Below are 17,354 nucleotides of genomic sequence, written 5' to 3' on the forward strand. Positions count from 1 at the left end.
CTACTTCTTTGATTTAGAGCCGGATTCAGATTTCAGGTCGAACAGACCTGAAATCATCCGGCTCTAGCCCCGCGAAGTCGAACAGCTTCCTGTCCAGGAGATGCGAGGGCCTTACATTGGTCATGGCGCGGATCATCGTGTCCTTGCGGCCCGGCATGCGCCTCTCGATGTCGTCGAGCATCGCCTTCATGGCGTTGCGCTGCAGCCCTTCCTGGCTGCCGCACAGGTCACACGGGATGATCGGGAATTTCATCGCGTTGGCGAATTTCTCGAGGTCGGCCTCAGCACTATAGGCGAGCGGCCGCAGCACCATGACGTCGCCTTCGTCATTGAGGAGCTTGGGCGGCATGGCGGCGAGACGCCCGCCATGGAACAGGTTCATGAAGAAGGTTTCGAGTATGTCCTCGCGGTGATGGCCAAGCACCAGCGCCGAACACCCCTCCTCGCGCGCGATCCGATAGAGATGGCCGCGCCGCAGCCGCGAGCAGAGCGAGCAATAGGTGCTGCCCTCGGGCAGCTTGTCGGTCACCACCGAATAGGTGTCCTGGTATTCGATGCGGTGGGCGATGCCGTTGGCGTTGAGAAAGTCGGGCAGGATGTGCTTCGGAAAATTCGGCTGGCCCTGGTCGAGATTGCAGGCGAGCAGATCGACCGGCAGCAGGCCGCGCCATTTGAGGTCGAGCAAAAGCGCCAGCAGGCCGTAGGAATCCTTACCGCCCGACAGCGCCACCAGCCAGCGTTCGCCCGGCTTCACCATGGCGAAATCTTCGATAGCCTGGCGGGTAAGTCTCAACAGCCGCTTGCGCAGCTTGTTGAATTCGACCGAGGACGGCACGTCACGAAACAGCGGGTGGAACCCGCCATCGGCCTCGTCGTCGATCGCCTCGAGGGATTTGACATCTGGCAGCATATTCATGGCGCCGGCTCCGCGTTGTCAGCGCCCGGCTTTAGAGCATTTTGCAGCCGAGTGAAATCACATGGCATCGCATAAATGCGGCCAAAGTGAATAGCCCTGACCGCCAAAGAAAAGGCCGCCTCGAGAGGCGGCCTTGGATGCTGCGGCTGATCGATGTCGATCAGCGCGAGTAGAATTCGACGACCAGGTTCGGTTCCATCTGCACCGCGAACGGAACGTCCGACAGGCCCGGAACGCGCGCGAAGGTCGCGGTCATCTTGTTGTGGTCGGCTTCGATATAGTCCGGCACGTCGCGCTCGGCGAGGCCCACCGATTCCAGCACGATGACGAGCTGCTTCGACTTCTCGCGCACCTCGATGACGTCGCCCGGCTTGCAGCGATACGAACCGATGTTGGTGCGCTTACCGTTGACGTTGACATGGCCGTGGTTGACGAACTGACGGGCGGCGAAGATGGTCGGCACGAACTTGGCGCGATAGACGATCGCGTCGAGGCGCGACTCCAGCAGGCCGATCAGGTTCTCGGAGGTGTCGCCCTTGCGGCGGTTGGCCTCTTCATAGACCTTGCGGAACTGCTTTTCCGAAACGTCGCCATAGTGACCCTTCAGCTTCTGCTTGGCGCGCAGCTGCAGGCCGAAGTCGGAAAGCTTGCCCTTGCGGCGCTGGCCGTGCTGGCCGGGGCCGTATTCACGCTTATTGACCGGGGACTTCGGGCGGCCCCAGATGTTTTCGCCGAGACGGCGGTCGATCTTGTATTTCGCGGATTCGCGCTTGCTCATCGCATTCCCTTTCAAACAATATACCAGGAACCCCATGGCTCCGGGCGAAGGAAACGCGCCCTCCTCTGGCCTCCGTTTTCGAGACCTGACAGGGTTTCCCACGCAAAGCGACGGAAAACCCACGGGACACGTCAAAAGAAACCACCGGGCGTCGCCACCCGGTGTTGGTGGCCTGTTAAACACAGATTTAACCGCTGTCAAGCTTGCGGCTGGCGGCGCCGACGGCAACCCGATATCATCTTAGCGTTGCATGCGGCGCTGGGTGTGGCGGAAAGTTGCACGCCGGCCGGTATCGGGGCGGATGCGGCGCCTTCGGACGCGAACGCCCTGCACGTGATGAAGGGACTGGAGCAGAGGAGTCCGGATTCCCATGAAGAAGTTCTTCCTTACCCTGACGGGAGCCGCCGTGTTAGCCGGATCGATGGCGGTCATGACGCCGGAACCGGCCATGGCCAGGCACTGGCATGGCCACAAGCAGGTCTGCCGCGTCGTTGTGAAGAAAAAAGTGGTCTGGCGCCACGGCCATCGCCATGTCGTGCGGTACAAGACGCGGCATTGCTGGTGGCGTCGCTAGCTGACCGCTTGGGCTAATCCAGACGAAGCCCGCGGACAGCTCCGCGGCTTTTTGCATCCGATCTCGCGATTTATGACTTCTTGCCGGGCAGGCTCTTGCGCTTGGTCTCGGCGAACTCCTCGAGCTGCTTCTCGCTCATCGATTCATACATTTCGCGCGACGCGCCTTTGAGTTCGCTCTTCTTCGTCTCGCCGCGCTTGGCGGAAAGCGCTGCGCCGGCGGCCTTTTGCTGGGCTTGCGATTTGGCGGGCATGGCGGTTTCTCCTTCGCTGCGGGAGAAACGCCGCGCTTCGGCAGCAGTTCCGGCCTGGGCGGCTAGGTATTTCGTAAGCTTGCGGCAGCGGCGATCTTTAGCGACAGCCTTTCCGCGTCCGGAACGCCAGTGTAGGACGGCGGCATGAAATCGCTGACCGATCCCTCCCAGGCACTCTCCACCGGCCTCGCGAAAATCCGCACCGAGTTCCACGTGCCGGATGGATTTCCGCCGGAGGTGGTGGCTGCGGCGCAGGCGGCTGCCAAGCGTGTGCCCGACCAGCATGCCGATCGCACCGCAGTGCCTTTCGTCACGCTCGATCCGGCGAGCTCGACCGATCTCGACCAGGCCTTCTCGATCGAGGCCAGCGGCGGCGATCTTCTCTTGCATTACGCCATTGCCGACGTGGCCTGGTTCGCCGGGGATGGCGACGCGGTGGATCTCGAAGCCTGGAACCGGGGCGAGACGCTTTATTTGCCGGACGGCAAGGCCGGGCTCTACCCGCCGCTGCTTGCCGAGGCTGCGGCGAGCCTGTTGCCCGATGAACCGCGTCCCGCAGTCATCTTCACGCTCCGGGTTGCCGGAGACGGTGCGGTGAAATTGGATGGCGCGGAGCGCGCCGTCATCCAAAGCCGCGCCAAGCTCGCCTATGACAGCGTCAAAGCTTCGGATGTTCCCGCCGGCTTCGCGGAACTGGCGCGGCGCATAGCGGCTAACGAACAGCGCCGCGGCGCTTCGCGCGTCGATCCGCCAGAGCAGGAGGTGCAGAGGCTCGCCGACGGCACGTTCCGGCTTTCGTTCAGGCCGCTGCTGCAATCCGAGCAGGATAACGCCGCGCTTTCGTTGGCCGCCAATATGGCGATCGCCGATGCCATGCTGGCACACAAGACCGGATTGTTCCGGGTGATGTCGGGGCCGGATGCTTCCAAGGTGCAACGGCTGCGCAACGCGGCACAGGCGCTCGGCCTGTCCTGGCCGGCCTCCACCAGCCTGCACGACTATCAGCGCACGCTCGATCCGGCCGATCCGAAACAGGCAGCGCTGATGCTGGAAATCCGCCGCGCGGGCAACGGCGCGTCCTACCAGCCCTATCAGGAGGGCGTCGTGCCCTGGCATGAGGCGATGGCCGCGACCTACGCGCATGCCACCGCGCCGCTCAGGCGGCTGGCCGACCGCTACGTCGTGCGCTGCGCGCTGGCAATCGCCAACGGCGAGCCCGTGCCGCAGGCGGTCGCCGACGCCTTTGCCAGATTGCCGAAGGTGATGGGGCGTGCGGATGCCCGCGCGTCGCAGATCAATCATGCTGCCATCGACCTTGCCGAGGCCGCAATGCTCAAGGGACGTGAGGGCGAGACGTTCAAGGCCGTCGTCACCGACTTCGTCGATCATGGCGTGCGCGTGCAGCTTGCCGATATGCCTGTCGTCGCCAATGTAAGGGCCTCCGGGTTTAGGCAGGGAGACAGCCTGATGCTAAAGCTGGTCTCGGCTGACCCGGATCAGCGCAGCATCGTCTTCGAGCCCGCCACCCCGGCTTGAGCACTAAGGTGCGGTCAATCCAAAGCCCTGGATCAGCCGCCTCGTGGCGAAATCCACCTTGCCCGAGGTGAAGACGGCAAGATCGGGCTCGCTGTCGCCGGATTTTTCTCCGACGAGGTCGAGCAGCGACATGGCGCGCCGCGCGATCGCTTCGGCAGGATCGATCCAGTCGACCGGCCAGGGTGCGGTCTTGCGCATGCGGTTGGCGAGAAACGGATAATGCGTGCAGGCGAGCACGACGATATCGGTGCGGTTGCCGTCGCGCTCGATGAAGCAGGGCGCGATTTCGGCGCGCACGGCTTCCTCATCGACGAAACCCTGGCGCATATAGATTTCGGCCAGCCCCGCCAGCCGGTCGCTGCCGACCAGGCGCACATGGCATTTCTGCGCCCATTTGCTGATCAGGTCGCGCGTGTACTGGCGCTTCACCGTGCCGGGCGTCGCCAGCACCGACACCAGGCCGGAGCGGGTGCGTTCGGCCGCTGGCTTGATTGCCGGCACCGTGCCGACGAAAGGATGGCCGGGGAATGTCTCGCGCAGCGCCTCGATCACCAGCGTCGAAGCTGTATTGCAGGCGATCACCGAAATCGCCGGCTGGAGGCGGTCGAGCAATTTGCCGAACAGTGCAAGGATGTGTTCCTTGAGCGCCGGCTCTTCCCAGGCGCCGTAAGGAAAAGCCGCGTCGTCGGCGACATAGACGAAGCGGCGGTCGGGCATGAGCACACGCGCTTCGCGCAACACGGTCAGCCCGCCGACGCCGGAATCGAACATCAGGATCGGGCGCTGGCTTGATCGATCGCTCATTGTCATCCGGTCACAGAGCAATTCCAGGAAAGTGTGAAACGGTTTTCCGTCCGGAGTTGCGTCAAAACAAAGAGAAGCATCCGATCCGTGATTGGATCGACACCGCTTCTATCGCGAATGATCATGGTCTTGAAGAGGCGAATGCGAGCAGCTTTTTCGCAGTCGATAGAGCATGACGCCGAAAAGCGTGAAGCAGCTTTCGCACGACATCATGCTCTATCTTTAGGAATGATTCATATCCCGCGCTTGCCGAAGTCGGCGGGGCGCGGCCTGCCGAATGGCTGCGGCGCGGGCGGGATGCGTGCGGCTGAAGCGGCAACCGCCGCGCGTGGAGCGGCCGGCACGGCGGTGCGTGCAGTGCGTGTCGATGCCGGAAGCGGGCCATCGAACTCAAAAAACATCGGTCAATTCATCGATGTTGCTTCCGGCGACGGGTTTCGCCCACAGGATCGTGCACCAGAGGCCGAATATCGAAAGTGCAAGCAGGTTCAGTCCGCCGGGAATGCTTTCGGGATCGTCGAATTTGACGACCAGCAGCACGCCTGCCTGCAAAAGGGCGTAGACGGCGGAAAGGACGATGTACGCCCACAGGATCCAGCGACGCCCCGTTGGCGTCGCGGGTGCGCCGCGAGGCGATGTTGCCGCGCGGCGCGACAAAGATGAGCGAGGCGACGAGGACGGCGCCCGCCATGCCCTGCCGCGCCGGACCGGGCCCCGAATTGATCAGCCCTTCGAAACCGATCGTGCTGACAATGCAGACAACGATCACCACGGTTTCGGCGACGGCAAGACCGATGCTCACAGCTTATCGATTTTAACTTTCTTCGTCTTTGACGCGACCGCGCGCGCCGGCCGGCAATCGTCTTGGATCATCCCCGGGCGAGCCGTCGCCGCGCGGCATGGCCGGCGAGAACCGGTCGAGCGAGGAGATGATGCCGCGCAGAACCTTGAGCTCGGGTTCGGCGAACCCCGCGCGCGTCAGCACGGCGCGCAGATTGTCGACCATCTTCGGTTTCTTTTCCTCAGGGCGGAAATAACCGCGCGCTTCCAACGCGTTCTCAAGATAGGCGAACAGGCTGTGCAGTTGGTCCTTGGTGGCCGGCACCAGCTCCGGTCCGGAGAAATTGGTCTGGGTCTCGTCGGCGAGGCCGGACTTCATCCATTCATAGGACATCAAAAGCACCGCCTGGGCGATGTTGAGCGAGGAGAAGCCGGGGTCGACCGGGAAGGTGACGATCTCGTCGGCGAGGCCGACCTCGTCATTATAAAGGCCGAAGCGCTCGCGGCCGAACAGGATGCCGGTGCGCTGGCCCGCGTCGACACGCGCCCTGAGCGCCCTGCCCGCTTCAACAGGCCCGCGCACCGGCTTGAAGCCGTCGCGCTCGCGCGCCGTCGTGGCAAAGACGAAGTTCAGGTCGGCGACTGCAGAGGCCAGATCGTCGAACACCTTCGTTGCGTCGATGACGTGGTCGGCGCGGCTGGCTGCCGCGCGCGCCTTCTCGCTCGGCCAGCCGTCGCGCGGATTGACAAGGCGCAGTTCCGACAGGCCGAAATTCGCCATGGCCCGCGCGACCATGCCGATGTTCTCGCCGAGCTGCGGCTCGACCAGGATGATCGCCGGTCCGGCGGAGGCGGTCTTGGTTGTGTCTTCTATGGCTGGCATGGCTATTGGTAACCGGGGTTTGCGGCGTTTCGGCGTCCCTGCCACATCCGGACCGGAAAATGAAGCATTCACAACAGCGGCGCCCGTCCGCCCCGGCGCGGATCGCGGTTTGCGCGCTGAAAAAGCCTTTGATATACGCTCCGCATCCCCGGCCGAAACCATGCGGGCAAGGCCGTCCAGATCCCCCAGCAACGAGGCATTCTTTCCATGGCGAAGATCAAGGTGGCGAACCCGGTCGTCGAGCTCGACGGCGACGAGATGACCCGCATCATCTGGCAGTTCATCAAGGACAAGCTGATCCACCCTTATCTCGACCTGAAGCTTGAATATTACGACCTCGGCATCGAGCACCGCGACGCCACCAACGACCAAGTGACGGTCGATTCGGCCAACGCCATCAAGAAATGGGGCGTCGGCGTGAAATGCGCGACGATCACCCCCGACGAGGCGCGCGTCGAGGAGTTCAAGCTGAAGAAGATGTGGAAGTCGCCCAACGGCACCATCCGCAACATCCTCGGCGGCACCATCTTCCGCGAGCCGATCATCATGAAGAACGTGCCGCGCCTGGTGCCGGGCTGGACCAAGCCGATCGTCGTCGGCCGTCATGCCTTCGGCGACCAGTACCGCGCCACCGACTTCCGCTTCCCCGGCAAGGGCAAGCTGACGATCAAGTTCGTCGGCGAGGACGGCCAGGTGATCGAGCACGACGTCTATGATGCTCCCGGCGCCGGCGTGGCCATGGCCATGTACAATCTCGACGAGTCGATCCGCGAGTTTGCCCGCGCCTCGTTGAACTACGGCCTGCTGCGCAACTTCCCGGTCTATCTGTCGACCAAGAACACCATCCTTAAGGCTTATGACGGCCGCTTCAAGGACATCTTCCAGGAGGTCTACGAGAAGGAATTCGAGGCCGAGTTCAAGGCAAGGAAACTCTGGTACGAGCATCGCCTGATCGACGACATGGTCGCTTCCAGCCTGAAATGGTCGGGCGGCTATGTCTGGGCCTGCAAGAACTATGATGGCGATGTGCAGTCCGACACCGTGGCGCAAGGCTTCGGCTCGCTCGGCTTGATGACTTCGGTGCTGATGACGCCGGACGGCAAGACGGTGGAAGCGGAGGCCGCGCACGGCACCGTGACCCGCCATTACCGCCAGCATCAGAAGGGCGAGGAAACCTCGACCAATTCGATCGCCTCGATCTTCGCCTGGACGCGCGGCCTCGCCCACCGCGCCAAGCTCGACGACAATGCCGAGCTGAAGCGCTTCGCCGAGACGCTGGAAAAGGTCTGCATCCAAACCGTCGAGAGCGGTTTCATGACCAAGGACCTGTCGCTGCTGATCGGCCCCGACCAGCCCTGGCTCTCGACCACCGGCTTCCTCGACAAGATCGACGAGAATTTGCAGAAGGCGATGGGGTGAGGAGCGGTGCGCGAAGCGCATGAAAAGCCCCGAAATGGGCTTTTCATGCGACGAACGCCCGGAGCCATTGCGGAGGGCCGGGCCTGATGGCCAAACCAACTCTCTACGGCGCGGATTACAGCGTCTATGTGCGCATCGCGCGGATGACGTTGGAGGAAAAGGGCGTCGGCTATCAGCTGGTGCCGCTGGACATCTTCGCCGCCGAAGGCATTCCGGCCTGGTATCTGGACCACCACCCTTTCAGCCGCATCCCGGCTTTCGAGCATGCCGGTTTTCGTCTGTTCGAGACAGGCGCCATCGCGCGCTATGTGGACGAGGCCTTCGACGGTCCCGCGCTACAGCCGGCCGACGCGCGCGGCCGCGCCAGGATGAGCCAGATCACCGGCATGCTCGACGCCTATGGCTATCGCGCCATGGTCTGGGATGTGGCCGTGGAGCGGCTGGAGAAGGCGGCACCGGATGAGGCGCTGATTGCCAGCGGGCTCCGCCAAGCTGAGACGGTGCTCAAGGTGCTGACATCGCTGAAGGCAAGAGGACCTTGGCTGCTTGGCGAGCAACTGACGCTGGCCGATCTGCATGCCGGGCCGATCATCGCCTATTTCCTCAAGGTCGCGGAAGGACGCGATCTGTTGGCGCGGTTTGCGGATATGCGCGATTGGTATGCGCGGATAGCCGGACGGCCGAGCTTCGCGCGGACGGAAAAGGTCGCGTAAATCGCTCAGCGTCGGCGCCGCCCCTCATTGCCCTGCCGGGCATTTCTGCCCGTAAACGGGGAGAAAGAAGCAGTTGCAACGCTGGCGATTGGCGAAAGCCTATGTGACAGCGCCCTTCTCCCCATTCAACGGGGAGAAGATGCCGGCAGGCAGATGAGGGGCAGCGCGGCCTGCGGAGAATGGGAACCGGCCTGAGCTACAGCCGATCGCCCCGACCGTCACGCCGCCTCCAGCGCCGCCTTCACCGCCGCGATCGCATCATTGGCCCTGGAGGCGTCCGGGCCACCGGCCTGCGCCATGTCGGGACGCCCGCCGCCGCCCTGGCCGCCAAGCGCGGCGGACGCGACGCGCACGAGATCGACGGCGCTGAAGCGGCCGGTCAAATCGTCGGTGACGCCGACGACCACGCTCGCCTTGTTGTCCTCGCCGGCGCCGACAAAGACGACCACGCCGGAGCCGAGCGTCTTCTTGCCGGCATCCGCCAGCGGCTTCAGGTCCTTCGGCGCGACACCGCTGACTGCCTTGCCAAGGAAGCCGACGCCGGCGACCGTCTCGTTGGCGGCCGGGGCATCGGCAACGGCCGAACCGCTGCCCAGCGCCAGCTTCTTGCGCGCCTCGGTAAGCTCCTTTTCGAGCTTCTTGCGCTCTTCGAGCAGCGCCTCGACACGTGACGGCACATCGGCCGGCGAGATCTTCAAGGTCGCCGCCGCGGCTTTCAGCCGCCTGTCCTGCTCGTCGAGATGCTTGCGCGCCGCCTCGCCGGTCAGCGCCTCGATGCGGCGCACGCCGGCCGCCACCGCGCTGTCCGACAGGATGCGCACCAACCCGATATCGCCGGTCGATTTCACATGCGTGCCGCCGCAGAGTTCGACTGAATAGGGACGATTGGCCTTGGCGCCATGCAGGCCGGTGCCCATCGACACGACGCGGACCTCGTCGCCATATTTCTCGCCGAACAGCGCCATGGCGCCCTCGGCGATCGCATCGTCGACCGACATCAGCCGCGTCGTCACCGGGCTGTTCTGGACGACGATCTCGTTGGCCATGCGCTCGACCTCTTCGAGCTCAACGGCCGAGATCGGCTTGTTGTGCGAGATGTCGAAGCGCAGCCGGTCCGGCGCCACGAGCGAGCCCTTCTGCGCGACGTGGGTGCCCAGCACCTCGCGCAACGCCTCGTGGATGAGATGCGTCGCGGAATGGTTGGCGCGCAGCTTCGAGCGGCGGGCGTGGTCGACCCTCAGTTCGACAGCCACACCCGTCTTGACCGTGCCTTTGGCCACCTTGCCCAGATGCACGAACAGGCCGTCGGCCTTCTTCTGCGTGTCGGAAATCTCGATCAAGAAGCCCTCGCCGGAGATCACGCCGGTGTCGCCCATCTGGCCGCCCGATTCGCCATAGAACGGCGTCTGGTTGACGATCACGGCGACCGCGTCGCCCTGGGATGCGCTATCGATCGCTTTGCCGTCCTTGACCAGCGCCTGGACGATGCCTTCGGCCTGCTCGGTCTCATAGCCGAGGAATTCGGTCGCACCGGTGTTTTCACGCACGGAAAACCAGACGGTCTCGGTCGCGGCCTCGCCCGAGCCCGCCCAATGCGCGCGTGCCTCGGCCTTCTGCCGCTCCATCGCGTCGGTGAAGCCGGCGATATCGACCGAGATGCTGCGCTGGCGCAGCGCGTCCTGTGTCAGATCGAGCGGGAAGCCATAGGTATCGTAGAGCTTGAAGGCCGTCTCGCCGTCCAGCATGTCGCCGGCTTTGAGCGTCTCGGTCGCTTCCGAAAGCAGGCCGAGGCCGCGCACCAGCGTCTTGCGGAAGCGTGTTTCCTCGAGCTTCAGCGTCTCGGTGATCAGCGCCTCGCCGCGCACCAGCTCGGGATAGGCCTGGCCCATCTCGCGCACCAGCGCCGGCACCAGCTGCCACATCAGCGGATCCTTGGCGCCGAGCAGCTGCGCATGGCGCATGGCACGGCGCATGATGCGGCGCAGCACATAGCCGCGGCCTTCGTTGGACGGCAGCACGCCGTCGGCGACCAGAAAGGAGGACGAGCGCAGGTGATCGGCGATCACGCGGTAGGACGCCACGTTCTCCTGGTTCGGACCCTGACCGAGCGCCGAGGACGCCACATCGATCAGATGCTTGAAAAGGTCGGTCTCGAAGACGCTCTCGACCCCTTGCAGGATGGAGGCCATGCGCTCCAGGCCCATGCCGGTGTCGATGGAGGGACGCGGCAGGTCGATGCGCTCTTCCTTCGTCACCTGCTCATACTGCATGAACACCAGGTTCCAGAATTCCAGGAACCGGTCGCCGTCCTCTTCCGGGCTGCCGGGCGGGCCGCCCCAGATATGCTCGCCGCGGTCGATGAAGATTTCCGAGCACGGCCCGCAGGGACCGGTGTCGCCCATCGCCCAGAAATTGTCGGAGGTCGGGATGCGGATGATACGGTTATCCGAGAAACCGGCGATCTTCTTCCAGTATCCCGCCGCCTCGTCGTCGGTGTGATAGACGGTGACCAAGAGCTTGTCTTTCGGCAGACCGAATTCCTTGGTGATCAGGTTCCAGGCAAGCTCGATCGCGCGCTCCTTGAAATAGTCGCCGAACGAGAAATTGCCGAGCATCTCGAAGAAGGTGAGATGGCGCGCGGTGTAGCCGACATTGTCGAGGTCATTGTGCTTACCGCCGGCGCGCACGCTCTTCTGCGCGGTCGCGGCGCGCGAATAGGGACGCTTCTCCAGGCCGGTGAAGACGTTCTTGAACTGCACCATGCCGGCGTTGGTGAACATCAGCGTCGGATCGTTGCGGGGCACCAGCGGGCTGGAGGCGACGATCTCGTGGCCCTCCTTGCGGAAGTAGTCGAGGAATGTCGCCCGGATATCGTTCACGCCACTCATTGCGTATTGCCTTTTCGCGAGAACCGCCGGCGTTGCCGGCGGCTGATGGGCTTTTGTTTCAGAAGATAGATGGGCCTTTTAGCGATAGCTCCTCACCCTGTCCAGAAACACGGAATTAATGCATGTCGCCCGGAAGGGCGCAGCGGTTCTGGGCACAACGACATGCATCAAAACAAAGACCTAAAGCGCGTCACCTGGACCCGTTTCAGCGCGACGCGCTTTGGGCCAATCTTCGTAGGAGCGGCGCCTCAGCACCGCCCGCAAAACGCAAAACCGCCGGCGCGAAGGCCGGCGGTTCGGGTACGCAGTACTCAAGAACTCGATTACATAAGCACAAACCGATAAACCAGGATTGTGGCCGAACTCCGGCTGAGCCGACGAATTGCTTTCGCTCAATCCCGAACAGGAAACCGCCGGGCGGCCTTCCTGGACGAACCGGCCCTATATGGCGCCGGCTTCGTCCTCGAAACCGTCGTCTCCGCCTTCGGAGCCGCCATTCTCGAGGAATTTCTCGGCGATCAGTCCGGCATTCTGCCTGAGCGCCATCTCGATCTCGCGCGCCGTGTCGGGATTGTCGCGCAGGAACAGCTTGGCGTTCTCGCGACCCTGGCCGAGACGTTGCGAATTATAGGAGAACCAAGCGCCCGACTTCTCGACCACGCCCGCCTTGACCCCGAGATCGACGAGCTCGCCGGTCTTGGACACGCCCTCGCCATACATGATGTCGAACTCCACCACCTTGAAGGGCGGGGCCAGCTTGTTCTTGACCACCTTGACGCGGGTCTGGTTTCCGACCACCTCGTCGCGGTCCTTGACCGAGCCGATGCGGCGGATGTCGAGGCGCACCGAAGCGTAGAATTTCAGCGCGTTGCCGCCCGTGGTCGTCTCGGGCGAGCCGAACATGACGCCGATCTTCATGCGGATCTGGTTTATGAAGATGACCATGGTGTTGGAGCGCGAGATCGAGGCGGTCAGCTTGCGCAGCGCCTGGCTCATCAAACGAGCCTGGAGGCCGGGCAGCGCGTCGCCCATCTCGCCTTCGATTTCTGCGCGCGGCGTCAGCGCCGCGACGGAGTCGACGACCAGAACGTCGATCGCGCCCGAGCGCACCAGCGTGTCGCAGATTTCCAGCGCCTGCTCGCCGGTATCGGGCTGCGAGATCAGGAGGTTTTCCAGGTCGACGCCGAGCTTGCGGGCATAGACCGGATCGAGCGCGTGCTCGGCATCGACGAAGGCGCAGATGCCGCCCTTCTTCTGCGCTTCCGCAACCGTGTGCAGCGCCAGCGTCGTCTTGCCCGAGCTTTCCGGCCCGTAGATTTCGATGATGCGGCCGCGCGGCAGGCCGCCGACGCCGAGCGCGATGTCGAGCCCGAGCGACCCGGTCGGCACGGTTTCGATCTCGACCACCTGCTCATTGGCGCCGAGCCGCATGATCGAGCCCTTGCCGAAAGCGCGCTCGATTTGCGACAGCGCCGCATCCAGAGCCTTTGATTTGTCCACTGCCTTATCCTCTACAAGCCGCAAAGTATTCTGAGCCATGATACATCACCCCTTGGTCGTCAATGAAGGCCGGACAATCCGTGATCCCTGCTCTTTTGTACCTTTTTTGTTCTCATTTGGCAAGGGGCAACAAATATCTGAAAAACAACCACTATCTGGATTTGTTCTATTTTTGTCTCACCAGAGCTGGCGTGGAGCACAACCACTGGTCCAGAAGAGATTTCGATCCAGCCGTCCCGAATCGCGACCCCGACTGCAGGGCGACCCGGGGAAACCTAGAGCAATTCCGGGAAAAGTGCGTAGCGGTTTTCCGTTCGGAATTGCGCAAGAAGAAAGATTTAGAGCGGTTCAGCGATTCCGAGAAACGCCGAACCGCTCTAGTGTGCGCAGCCACACGATCAACGAAAGTCAGCGATCCGAAATGCCGACATCCCCAACTATCCTAGCGCTGGGCGGCGCCCATATCGACCGGCGCGGGCAGGTCTCGGGCATTTATGTGCCCGCTGCCTCCAACCCCGGCATGATGCGCGAGGACGTCGGCGGCGTCGTTTTCAACGCGCTGCGCAGTGTGGTGAAGCGCGGCGTGTCAGCCTCGCTGATGTCCGTGCGCGGCGGCGACGCGGCAGCGGACATAGTAGCCTCGGCGATCGACAGCGCCGGGATAACGGACCTCTCGGTCGTGTTCCTCGATCGCACGACGCCGAGCTACACGGCGCTGATCGACGCCGAGGGCGAATTGATCGTCGGCCTGGCCGACATGGCGCTCTATGACCTCGCCTTTCCCAAGCAGATAAGGCGTTCCAAGGTGCGCGAGGCGATCGAAGCCGCTGACGCGATCCTGTGCGATGCCAACCTGCCGACGGCGGCGCTGGAGCGCCTGATGGCGTTGGCCGGCGGCAGGCCGGTCTTCGCCATCGCCGTCTCGCCGGCCAAGGTCGTCCGGCTGGCGCCGCTGCTCGACAAGCTGTCGCTGCTTTTCATGAACCGCCGCGAAGCCGCTGCGCTGGTCGGCACCGAACTGTGGGGCAAGGCCCTTGTCGACGCGCTCAGGCGGGTTGGCCTGAATGCCGGCGTGGTTACGGCGGGCAGCGCCCCGGTGCTGGGCTTCGACGACACCGGCCTCTTTGAAATCGACCCGCCCACGCCGCGCCGGGTCGCCGACGTGACCGGCGCCGGTGACGCCTTGACCGGCGCGACCGTCGCTGCCCTGCTGCGCGGCCTGCCGCTGCGCGCCGCGCTTCGCGAAGGCGTTGCGGCGGCGATGCTCGCCATAGAGAGCTCCGAGGCCGTGCCGTCCTTCACGATCGCCAATTTCACGCAGGCGCTTGCCCTTGTGCCGGAGGCACGGGAGGTGGCATAGGGCCACCCACCATCTACTTCCTCCTTATCGGAGACAGCCATGACGCCGGAAACCGCCCGCCCCTTCGTCGATATCCACCCGCCGGTAGCGGAAGCGCTTGCCGCCGGCCGGCCCGTGGTGGCGCTGGAAAGCACCATCATCACCCACGGCATGCCCTATCCCGACAATGGCGCGATGGCCGCCAAGGTCGAGCAGATCATCATCGACGGCGGCGCGGTGCCGGCGACGATCGCCGTAGTCGACGGCCGCATCAAGATCGGCCTCTCCGACGGCGAACGCGAATCGCTGGCCATGACGGGCGATGCCATGAAGTTGTCGCGCGCCGATCTCGGCTTCGCGGTCGCTCAAAAGCGCACGGGCGGCACCACGGTCGCGGCCACCATGATCGCGGCGCATATGGCCGGCATAAGGGTCTTCGCCACTGGCGGCATCGGCGGCGTCCATAAAGGCGCCGAAAAGAGTTTCGACATCTCTGCCGATCTCGACGAGTTGGCCCGCACGCCGGTTGTCGTCGTCTCGGCCGGCGCCAAGGCGATCCTCGATATTGAAAAGACGCTGGAAGTGCTGGAGACGCGCGGCGTGCCGGTGATCGGCCATGGCTGCGAGACGATGCCGGCCTTCTGGTCGAGGCAGTCGCCCTTCCGCGCTCCGTTGACGCTCAATGCGCCAGAAGACATCGCGCATTTCTACCGCACACGGCAGGCGCTGGGCCTGGGCGGCGGCATTCTGGTCGCCAATCCGGTGCCGCGGAATGACGAGATACCAGCCGCTGAAATGGACGGTTACATCCAGGCGGCGCAGAAAGCGGCCCAAGCACAGAACGTCACCGGCAAGGCGGTGACGCCGTTCCTTTTGTCGAAAATCCTTGAGCTGACCGGCGGCCGCAGCCTCAAGACCAACATCGCGCTGGTCGAGAACAATGCGCGGCTGGCGGCGGAGATCGCCAAGGCGCTGTAGAGCGTCCAGGTTGCGGCAGCCCGGCCAACTGCAATGGCCGAGTTCCTTCACACTCCCTCTGTCCCGCCAGCATTTTTAACTTTCACTTCCCCGCCCTTCGTCCCGCTTCATAAGCCCGCCGCGCCCACACCGCCATTTCATCGGGATCGTCGAAGGCGTCGTCGGGCACGCTCCAATAGGGCATCGCCACCTCCTTGCCGTGGCGCGAGCCGGTATAGGTCCACTGGCGGCAGCCCGCGGCCTCGAAAATGGGAATGGTTTCGTCATCCGCCTTGAGCATCAGCTCGCCACGCACGACGACCGCGACAATGACGCCGTCGCAATAGATGCCCTTGCCGCCGAACAGTTTTCGGATGCCGATAGGCCCAAGGCTTTCGAACAATTCTTCAAGGCGCGCATTATCCATGCCGCGATCATCTCATCCGTCACCGGCCTTGTCATCGCCGCAACCAAAAGCATGCTGACAGGTTGAAACCTGGAAACGGAGTTCCCGCCATGCCCGTCCTGCTTAAAGGCTCCTGCCGCTGCGGCGCCGTCCGCTTCGAGGTGGAGAGCCACACGCCGATGCCTTTCATGCTCTGCTACTGCTCGATCTGTCGCAAGCAGCAGGGCGGCGGCGGATTCGCCATCAATCTCGGCGCCGACTACAAGACGATGAACATAAGGGGCAAGCGCAACCTCGGCGTCTACCGCGCCGAAATCGAGGATGACGAGCATCCGCATTGCGAGGTCTCGACCGGCGAGCGCAATTTCTGCCGGAAATGCGGCGCGGCACTCTGGCTCTATGATCCGACCTGGCCGGAGCTTGTGCATCCGTTCGCCTCGGCGATCGACACCGACCTGCCGACACCGCCGGAAAAGGTGCATCTGATGCTGAAATATAAGGCGAACTGGGTCGAGCCGGTCGTCGGCAAGAACGACAAGGTGTTCGACGTCTATCCGGAGGAATCGATCGCCGACTGGCACAAGCGGACTGGAATGTGGGTTGATTCGGCAATTCCAGAAAAACTGCGCAGCGGTTTTCCGCTCGCAATTGCATCAAGACAAGCATCTGGCGACAGGAGACCGAAATGAAGCTCACAACGCACAAGAAATTCAAAGGCGATCGTTTGATGCCTTGCGGCAAGGGCACGGTCGTCTCGGACGCCAAGGGATATGTTTTCCTGTCCGGCAACACCGCCACGGTCGACGACTACGATCCGTCGAAGCACCAGGGCGGCGCTGTCGGCGACGCGGCAACGCAGTGGCGTGAAATCCTGGCGAACATCAAGTCGGATCTGGAGGAACTCGGCAGTTCGCTCGACCATCTGGTCAAGGTGACGTTCTACGTCAAAGGGCCTTTTCCGTCCGGCGGCGTTCTCAGCTCACCCAATTTTCGTCTGGACGTATTGGACGAATTCTTCGCCGAACATTGCCCGAAGCACTGCAGCTACAACAATCCGCCGCCATCGGAGGTAATAGGGGTGGCCGCCCTGGCGCAGCCCGACCTTGTTGTCGAGCTCGTCGTCATCGCCGCACTGCCCGACTGAGCGGGAGCGTTGGCGTCTAGTCAGGCTGAGGCGCGCGCCTCGGCAAGCGCCTTCAAGTCCGCCGGCTTCAGCTCTACGGATTCGCCGCAGCCGCAGGCCGAGCTCTGGTTCGGATTCTTGAAGGTGAAGCCGGTGCGCAGTGTCGTCTGCTCGAAATCCATCTCCGTGCCGAACAGGAAGAGCGCGGCTTCGGGCGCGACATAGACATGTGCGCCGTCGCGCTCGATATGGTCGTCCTTGGGGTTCGGCTCGGCCACCAAGTCAACCGTATACTCCATGCCGGCGCAGCCGCCCTTCTTGATGCCGAGCCGGATGCCATGCGCACCTTCGCGCGTGGCGACGATCTCGCGCACCCGGTCGGCGGCCTTTTCGGTCATCGTGATGACGGCGAAGCGTCCCATGTTTTTCCTTCTCCATTCCATGCAGGTTCAAGGCCTGCCGAATGATTCTCACCTAAAATGGTG

At 63.4% G+C, this 17,354-nt stretch carries 17 protein-coding genes and 1 pseudogene; 8 read left to right on the plus strand and 10 right to left on the minus strand.

Annotation, left to right across the window (positions count from 1 at the left end):
- Positions 1 to 25: 25 nt before the first annotated feature.
- Both ttcA and rpsD read right to left on the minus strand, forming a co-directional pair.
- On the minus strand, positions 26 to 916 hold the full coding sequence (gene ttcA, locus LB553_RS07955) for a tRNA 2-thiocytidine(32) synthetase TtcA (protein WP_412033311.1): 891 nt from the start codon (positions 914 to 916) through the stop codon (positions 26 to 28).
- A 160-nt stretch (positions 917 to 1,076) separates the two neighbouring features.
- The gene (gene rpsD, locus LB553_RS07960) at positions 1,077 to 1,694 is read right to left on the minus strand and encodes a 30S ribosomal protein S4 (protein WP_126093607.1); all 618 of its coding nucleotides are present in this window, start codon (positions 1,692 to 1,694) and stop codon (positions 1,077 to 1,079) included.
- 370 nt (positions 1,695 to 2,064) lie between these two features.
- On the opposite strand from rpsD, the gene LB553_RS07965 reads away from it, so the two are divergent.
- The gene (locus tag LB553_RS07965) at positions 2,065 to 2,268 is read left to right on the plus strand and encodes a hypothetical protein (RefSeq protein WP_040995414.1); all 204 of its coding nucleotides are present in this window, start codon (positions 2,065 to 2,067) and stop codon (positions 2,266 to 2,268) included.
- A 70-nt stretch (positions 2,269 to 2,338) separates the two neighbouring features.
- Here the strand turns inward: LB553_RS07965 and LB553_RS07970 are convergent, their stop codons facing one another.
- On the minus strand, positions 2,339 to 2,521 hold the full coding sequence (locus LB553_RS07970) for a DUF3008 family protein (protein WP_140830373.1): 183 nt from the start codon (positions 2,519 to 2,521) through the stop codon (positions 2,339 to 2,341).
- Between the two features lie 144 nt (positions 2,522 to 2,665).
- Here LB553_RS07970 and LB553_RS07975 point away from each other — a divergent pair, with 144 nt between their 5' ends.
- Positions 2,666 to 4,057, plus strand: coding sequence for an RNB domain-containing ribonuclease (locus LB553_RS07975; RefSeq protein WP_224512134.1), 1,392 nt, complete (start codon positions 2,666 to 2,668; stop codon positions 4,055 to 4,057).
- Positions 4,058 to 4,060: 3 nt separating this feature from the next.
- On the opposite strand, the gene murI is transcribed toward LB553_RS07975, so the two are convergent.
- From murI to LB553_RS07990, 3 genes are all read right to left on the minus strand, one after another.
- Complete coding sequence (gene murI / locus LB553_RS07980; protein ID WP_224512136.1) at positions 4,061 to 4,861, minus strand: glutamate racemase; 801 nt, start codon at positions 4,859 to 4,861, stop codon at positions 4,061 to 4,063.
- 390 nt (positions 4,862 to 5,251) lie between these two features.
- Positions 5,252 to 5,401 (minus strand): hypothetical protein, encoded by a 150-nt coding sequence (locus tag LB553_RS07985; protein WP_224512138.1) that lies wholly within the window; start codon positions 5,399 to 5,401, stop codon positions 5,252 to 5,254.
- Between the two features lie 274 nt (positions 5,402 to 5,675).
- Positions 5,676 to 6,524, minus strand: a complete 849-nt coding sequence (locus tag LB553_RS07990; protein WP_224512140.1) for an RNA methyltransferase — start codon at positions 6,522 to 6,524, stop codon at positions 5,676 to 5,678.
- A 207-nt stretch (positions 6,525 to 6,731) separates the two neighbouring features.
- On the opposite strand from LB553_RS07990, the gene LB553_RS07995 reads away from it, so the two are divergent.
- Both LB553_RS07995 and LB553_RS08000 read left to right on the plus strand, forming a co-directional pair.
- Positions 6,732 to 7,943 carry an NADP-dependent isocitrate dehydrogenase gene (locus LB553_RS07995; RefSeq protein WP_224512142.1) on the plus strand — a complete coding sequence of 404 codons (1,212 nt, stop codon included), beginning with the start codon at positions 6,732 to 6,734 and terminating at the stop codon, positions 7,941 to 7,943.
- Between the two features lie 86 nt (positions 7,944 to 8,029).
- The gene (locus LB553_RS08000; protein WP_224512144.1) at positions 8,030 to 8,656 is read left to right on the plus strand and encodes a glutathione S-transferase family protein; all 627 of its coding nucleotides are present in this window, start codon (positions 8,030 to 8,032) and stop codon (positions 8,654 to 8,656) included.
- Between the two features lie 218 nt (positions 8,657 to 8,874).
- Here LB553_RS08000 and alaS read toward each other — a convergent pair whose 3' ends face one another.
- Positions 8,875 to 11,544: an alanine--tRNA ligase gene (gene alaS / locus LB553_RS08005; RefSeq protein ID WP_224512147.1), complete on the minus strand. Its 2,670-nt coding sequence runs from the start codon at positions 11,542 to 11,544 to the stop codon at positions 8,875 to 8,877.
- Between the two features lie 441 nt (positions 11,545 to 11,985).
- Entirely contained in the window at positions 11,986 to 13,083 is a 1,098-nt protein-coding gene (recA, locus tag LB553_RS08010) for a recombinase RecA (protein ID WP_224512150.1), read from the minus strand.
- 382 nt (positions 13,084 to 13,465) lie between these two features.
- Between recA and LB553_RS08015 the strand changes: the two genes are divergently transcribed.
- Both LB553_RS08015 and LB553_RS08020 read left to right on the plus strand, forming a co-directional pair.
- Positions 13,466 to 14,404, plus strand: coding sequence for a carbohydrate kinase family protein (locus tag LB553_RS08015; RefSeq protein ID WP_224512152.1), 939 nt, complete (start codon positions 13,466 to 13,468; stop codon positions 14,402 to 14,404).
- 39 nt (positions 14,405 to 14,443) lie between these two features.
- On the plus strand, positions 14,444 to 15,361 hold the full coding sequence (locus LB553_RS08020) for a pseudouridine-5'-phosphate glycosidase (RefSeq protein WP_224512154.1): 918 nt from the start codon (positions 14,444 to 14,446) through the stop codon (positions 15,359 to 15,361).
- 82 nt (positions 15,362 to 15,443) lie between these two features.
- Here LB553_RS08020 and LB553_RS08025 read toward each other — a convergent pair whose 3' ends face one another.
- Positions 15,444 to 15,767: a TfoX/Sxy family protein gene (locus LB553_RS08025; RefSeq protein ID WP_224512156.1), complete on the minus strand. Its 324-nt coding sequence runs from the start codon at positions 15,765 to 15,767 to the stop codon at positions 15,444 to 15,446.
- An 89-nt stretch (positions 15,768 to 15,856) separates the two neighbouring features.
- On the opposite strand from LB553_RS08025, the pseudogene LB553_RS08030 reads away from it, so the two are divergent.
- Positions 15,857 to 16,351 (plus strand): annotated as a pseudogene (locus LB553_RS08030) (GFA family protein); the annotation flags it as partial.
- Between the two features lie 80 nt (positions 16,352 to 16,431).
- Positions 16,432 to 16,890 (plus strand): RidA family protein, encoded by a 459-nt coding sequence (locus tag LB553_RS08035; RefSeq protein ID WP_224512158.1) that lies wholly within the window; start codon positions 16,432 to 16,434, stop codon positions 16,888 to 16,890.
- Positions 16,891 to 16,910: 20 nt separating this feature from the next.
- Here the strand turns inward: LB553_RS08035 and sufA are convergent, their stop codons facing one another.
- Positions 16,911 to 17,291: a Fe-S cluster assembly scaffold SufA gene (sufA, locus tag LB553_RS08040; RefSeq protein ID WP_224512161.1), complete on the minus strand. Its 381-nt coding sequence runs from the start codon at positions 17,289 to 17,291 to the stop codon at positions 16,911 to 16,913.
- Positions 17,292 to 17,354: the final 63 nt, after the last annotated feature.

The sequence above is a fragment of the Mesorhizobium sp. CA8 genome (genome assembly GCF_020164955.1).
GTDB lineage: Bacteria > Pseudomonadota > Alphaproteobacteria > Rhizobiales > Rhizobiaceae > Mesorhizobium.

Bases quoted from the DNA above. Each gene is read 5' to 3' on its own strand.
- LB553_RS07970 (WP_140830373.1), bottom strand. From the start codon at position 2,521: ATGCCCGCCAAATCGCAAGCCCAGCAAAAGGCCGCCGGCGCAGCGCTT.
- ttcA (WP_412033311.1), bottom strand. From the start codon at position 916: ATGAATATGCTGCCAGATGTCAAATCCCTCGAGGCGATCGACGACGAG.
- LB553_RS08015 (WP_224512152.1), top strand. From the start codon at position 13,466: ATGCCGACATCCCCAACTATCCTAGCGCTGGGCGGCGCCCATATCGAC.
- murI (WP_224512136.1), bottom strand. From the start codon at position 4,861: ATGAGCGATCGATCAAGCCAGCGCCCGATCCTGATGTTCGATTCCGGC.
- LB553_RS07965 (WP_040995414.1), top strand. From the start codon at position 2,065: ATGAAGAAGTTCTTCCTTACCCTGACGGGAGCCGCCGTGTTAGCCGGA.
- LB553_RS08020 (WP_224512154.1), top strand. From the start codon at position 14,444: ATGACGCCGGAAACCGCCCGCCCCTTCGTCGATATCCACCCGCCGGTA.
- rpsD (WP_126093607.1), bottom strand. From the start codon at position 1,694: ATGAGCAAGCGCGAATCCGCGAAATACAAGATCGACCGCCGTCTCGGC.
- LB553_RS08000 (WP_224512144.1), top strand. From the start codon at position 8,030: ATGGCCAAACCAACTCTCTACGGCGCGGATTACAGCGTCTATGTGCGC.
- recA (WP_224512150.1), bottom strand. From the start codon at position 13,083: ATGGCTCAGAATACTTTGCGGCTTGTAGAGGATAAGGCAGTGGACAAA.
- LB553_RS08025 (WP_224512156.1), bottom strand. From the start codon at position 15,767: ATGGATAATGCGCGCCTTGAAGAATTGTTCGAAAGCCTTGGGCCTATC.
- LB553_RS07995 (WP_224512142.1), top strand. From the start codon at position 6,732: ATGGCGAAGATCAAGGTGGCGAACCCGGTCGTCGAGCTCGACGGCGAC.
- alaS (WP_224512147.1), bottom strand. From the start codon at position 11,544: ATGAGTGGCGTGAACGATATCCGGGCGACATTCCTCGACTACTTCCGC.
- LB553_RS08035 (WP_224512158.1), top strand. From the start codon at position 16,432: ATGAAGCTCACAACGCACAAGAAATTCAAAGGCGATCGTTTGATGCCT.
- LB553_RS07975 (WP_224512134.1), top strand. From the start codon at position 2,666: ATGAAATCGCTGACCGATCCCTCCCAGGCACTCTCCACCGGCCTCGCG.
- sufA (WP_224512161.1), bottom strand. From the start codon at position 17,291: ATGGGACGCTTCGCCGTCATCACGATGACCGAAAAGGCCGCCGACCGG.
- LB553_RS07990 (WP_224512140.1), bottom strand. From the start codon at position 6,524: ATGCCAGCCATAGAAGACACAACCAAGACCGCCTCCGCCGGACCGGCG.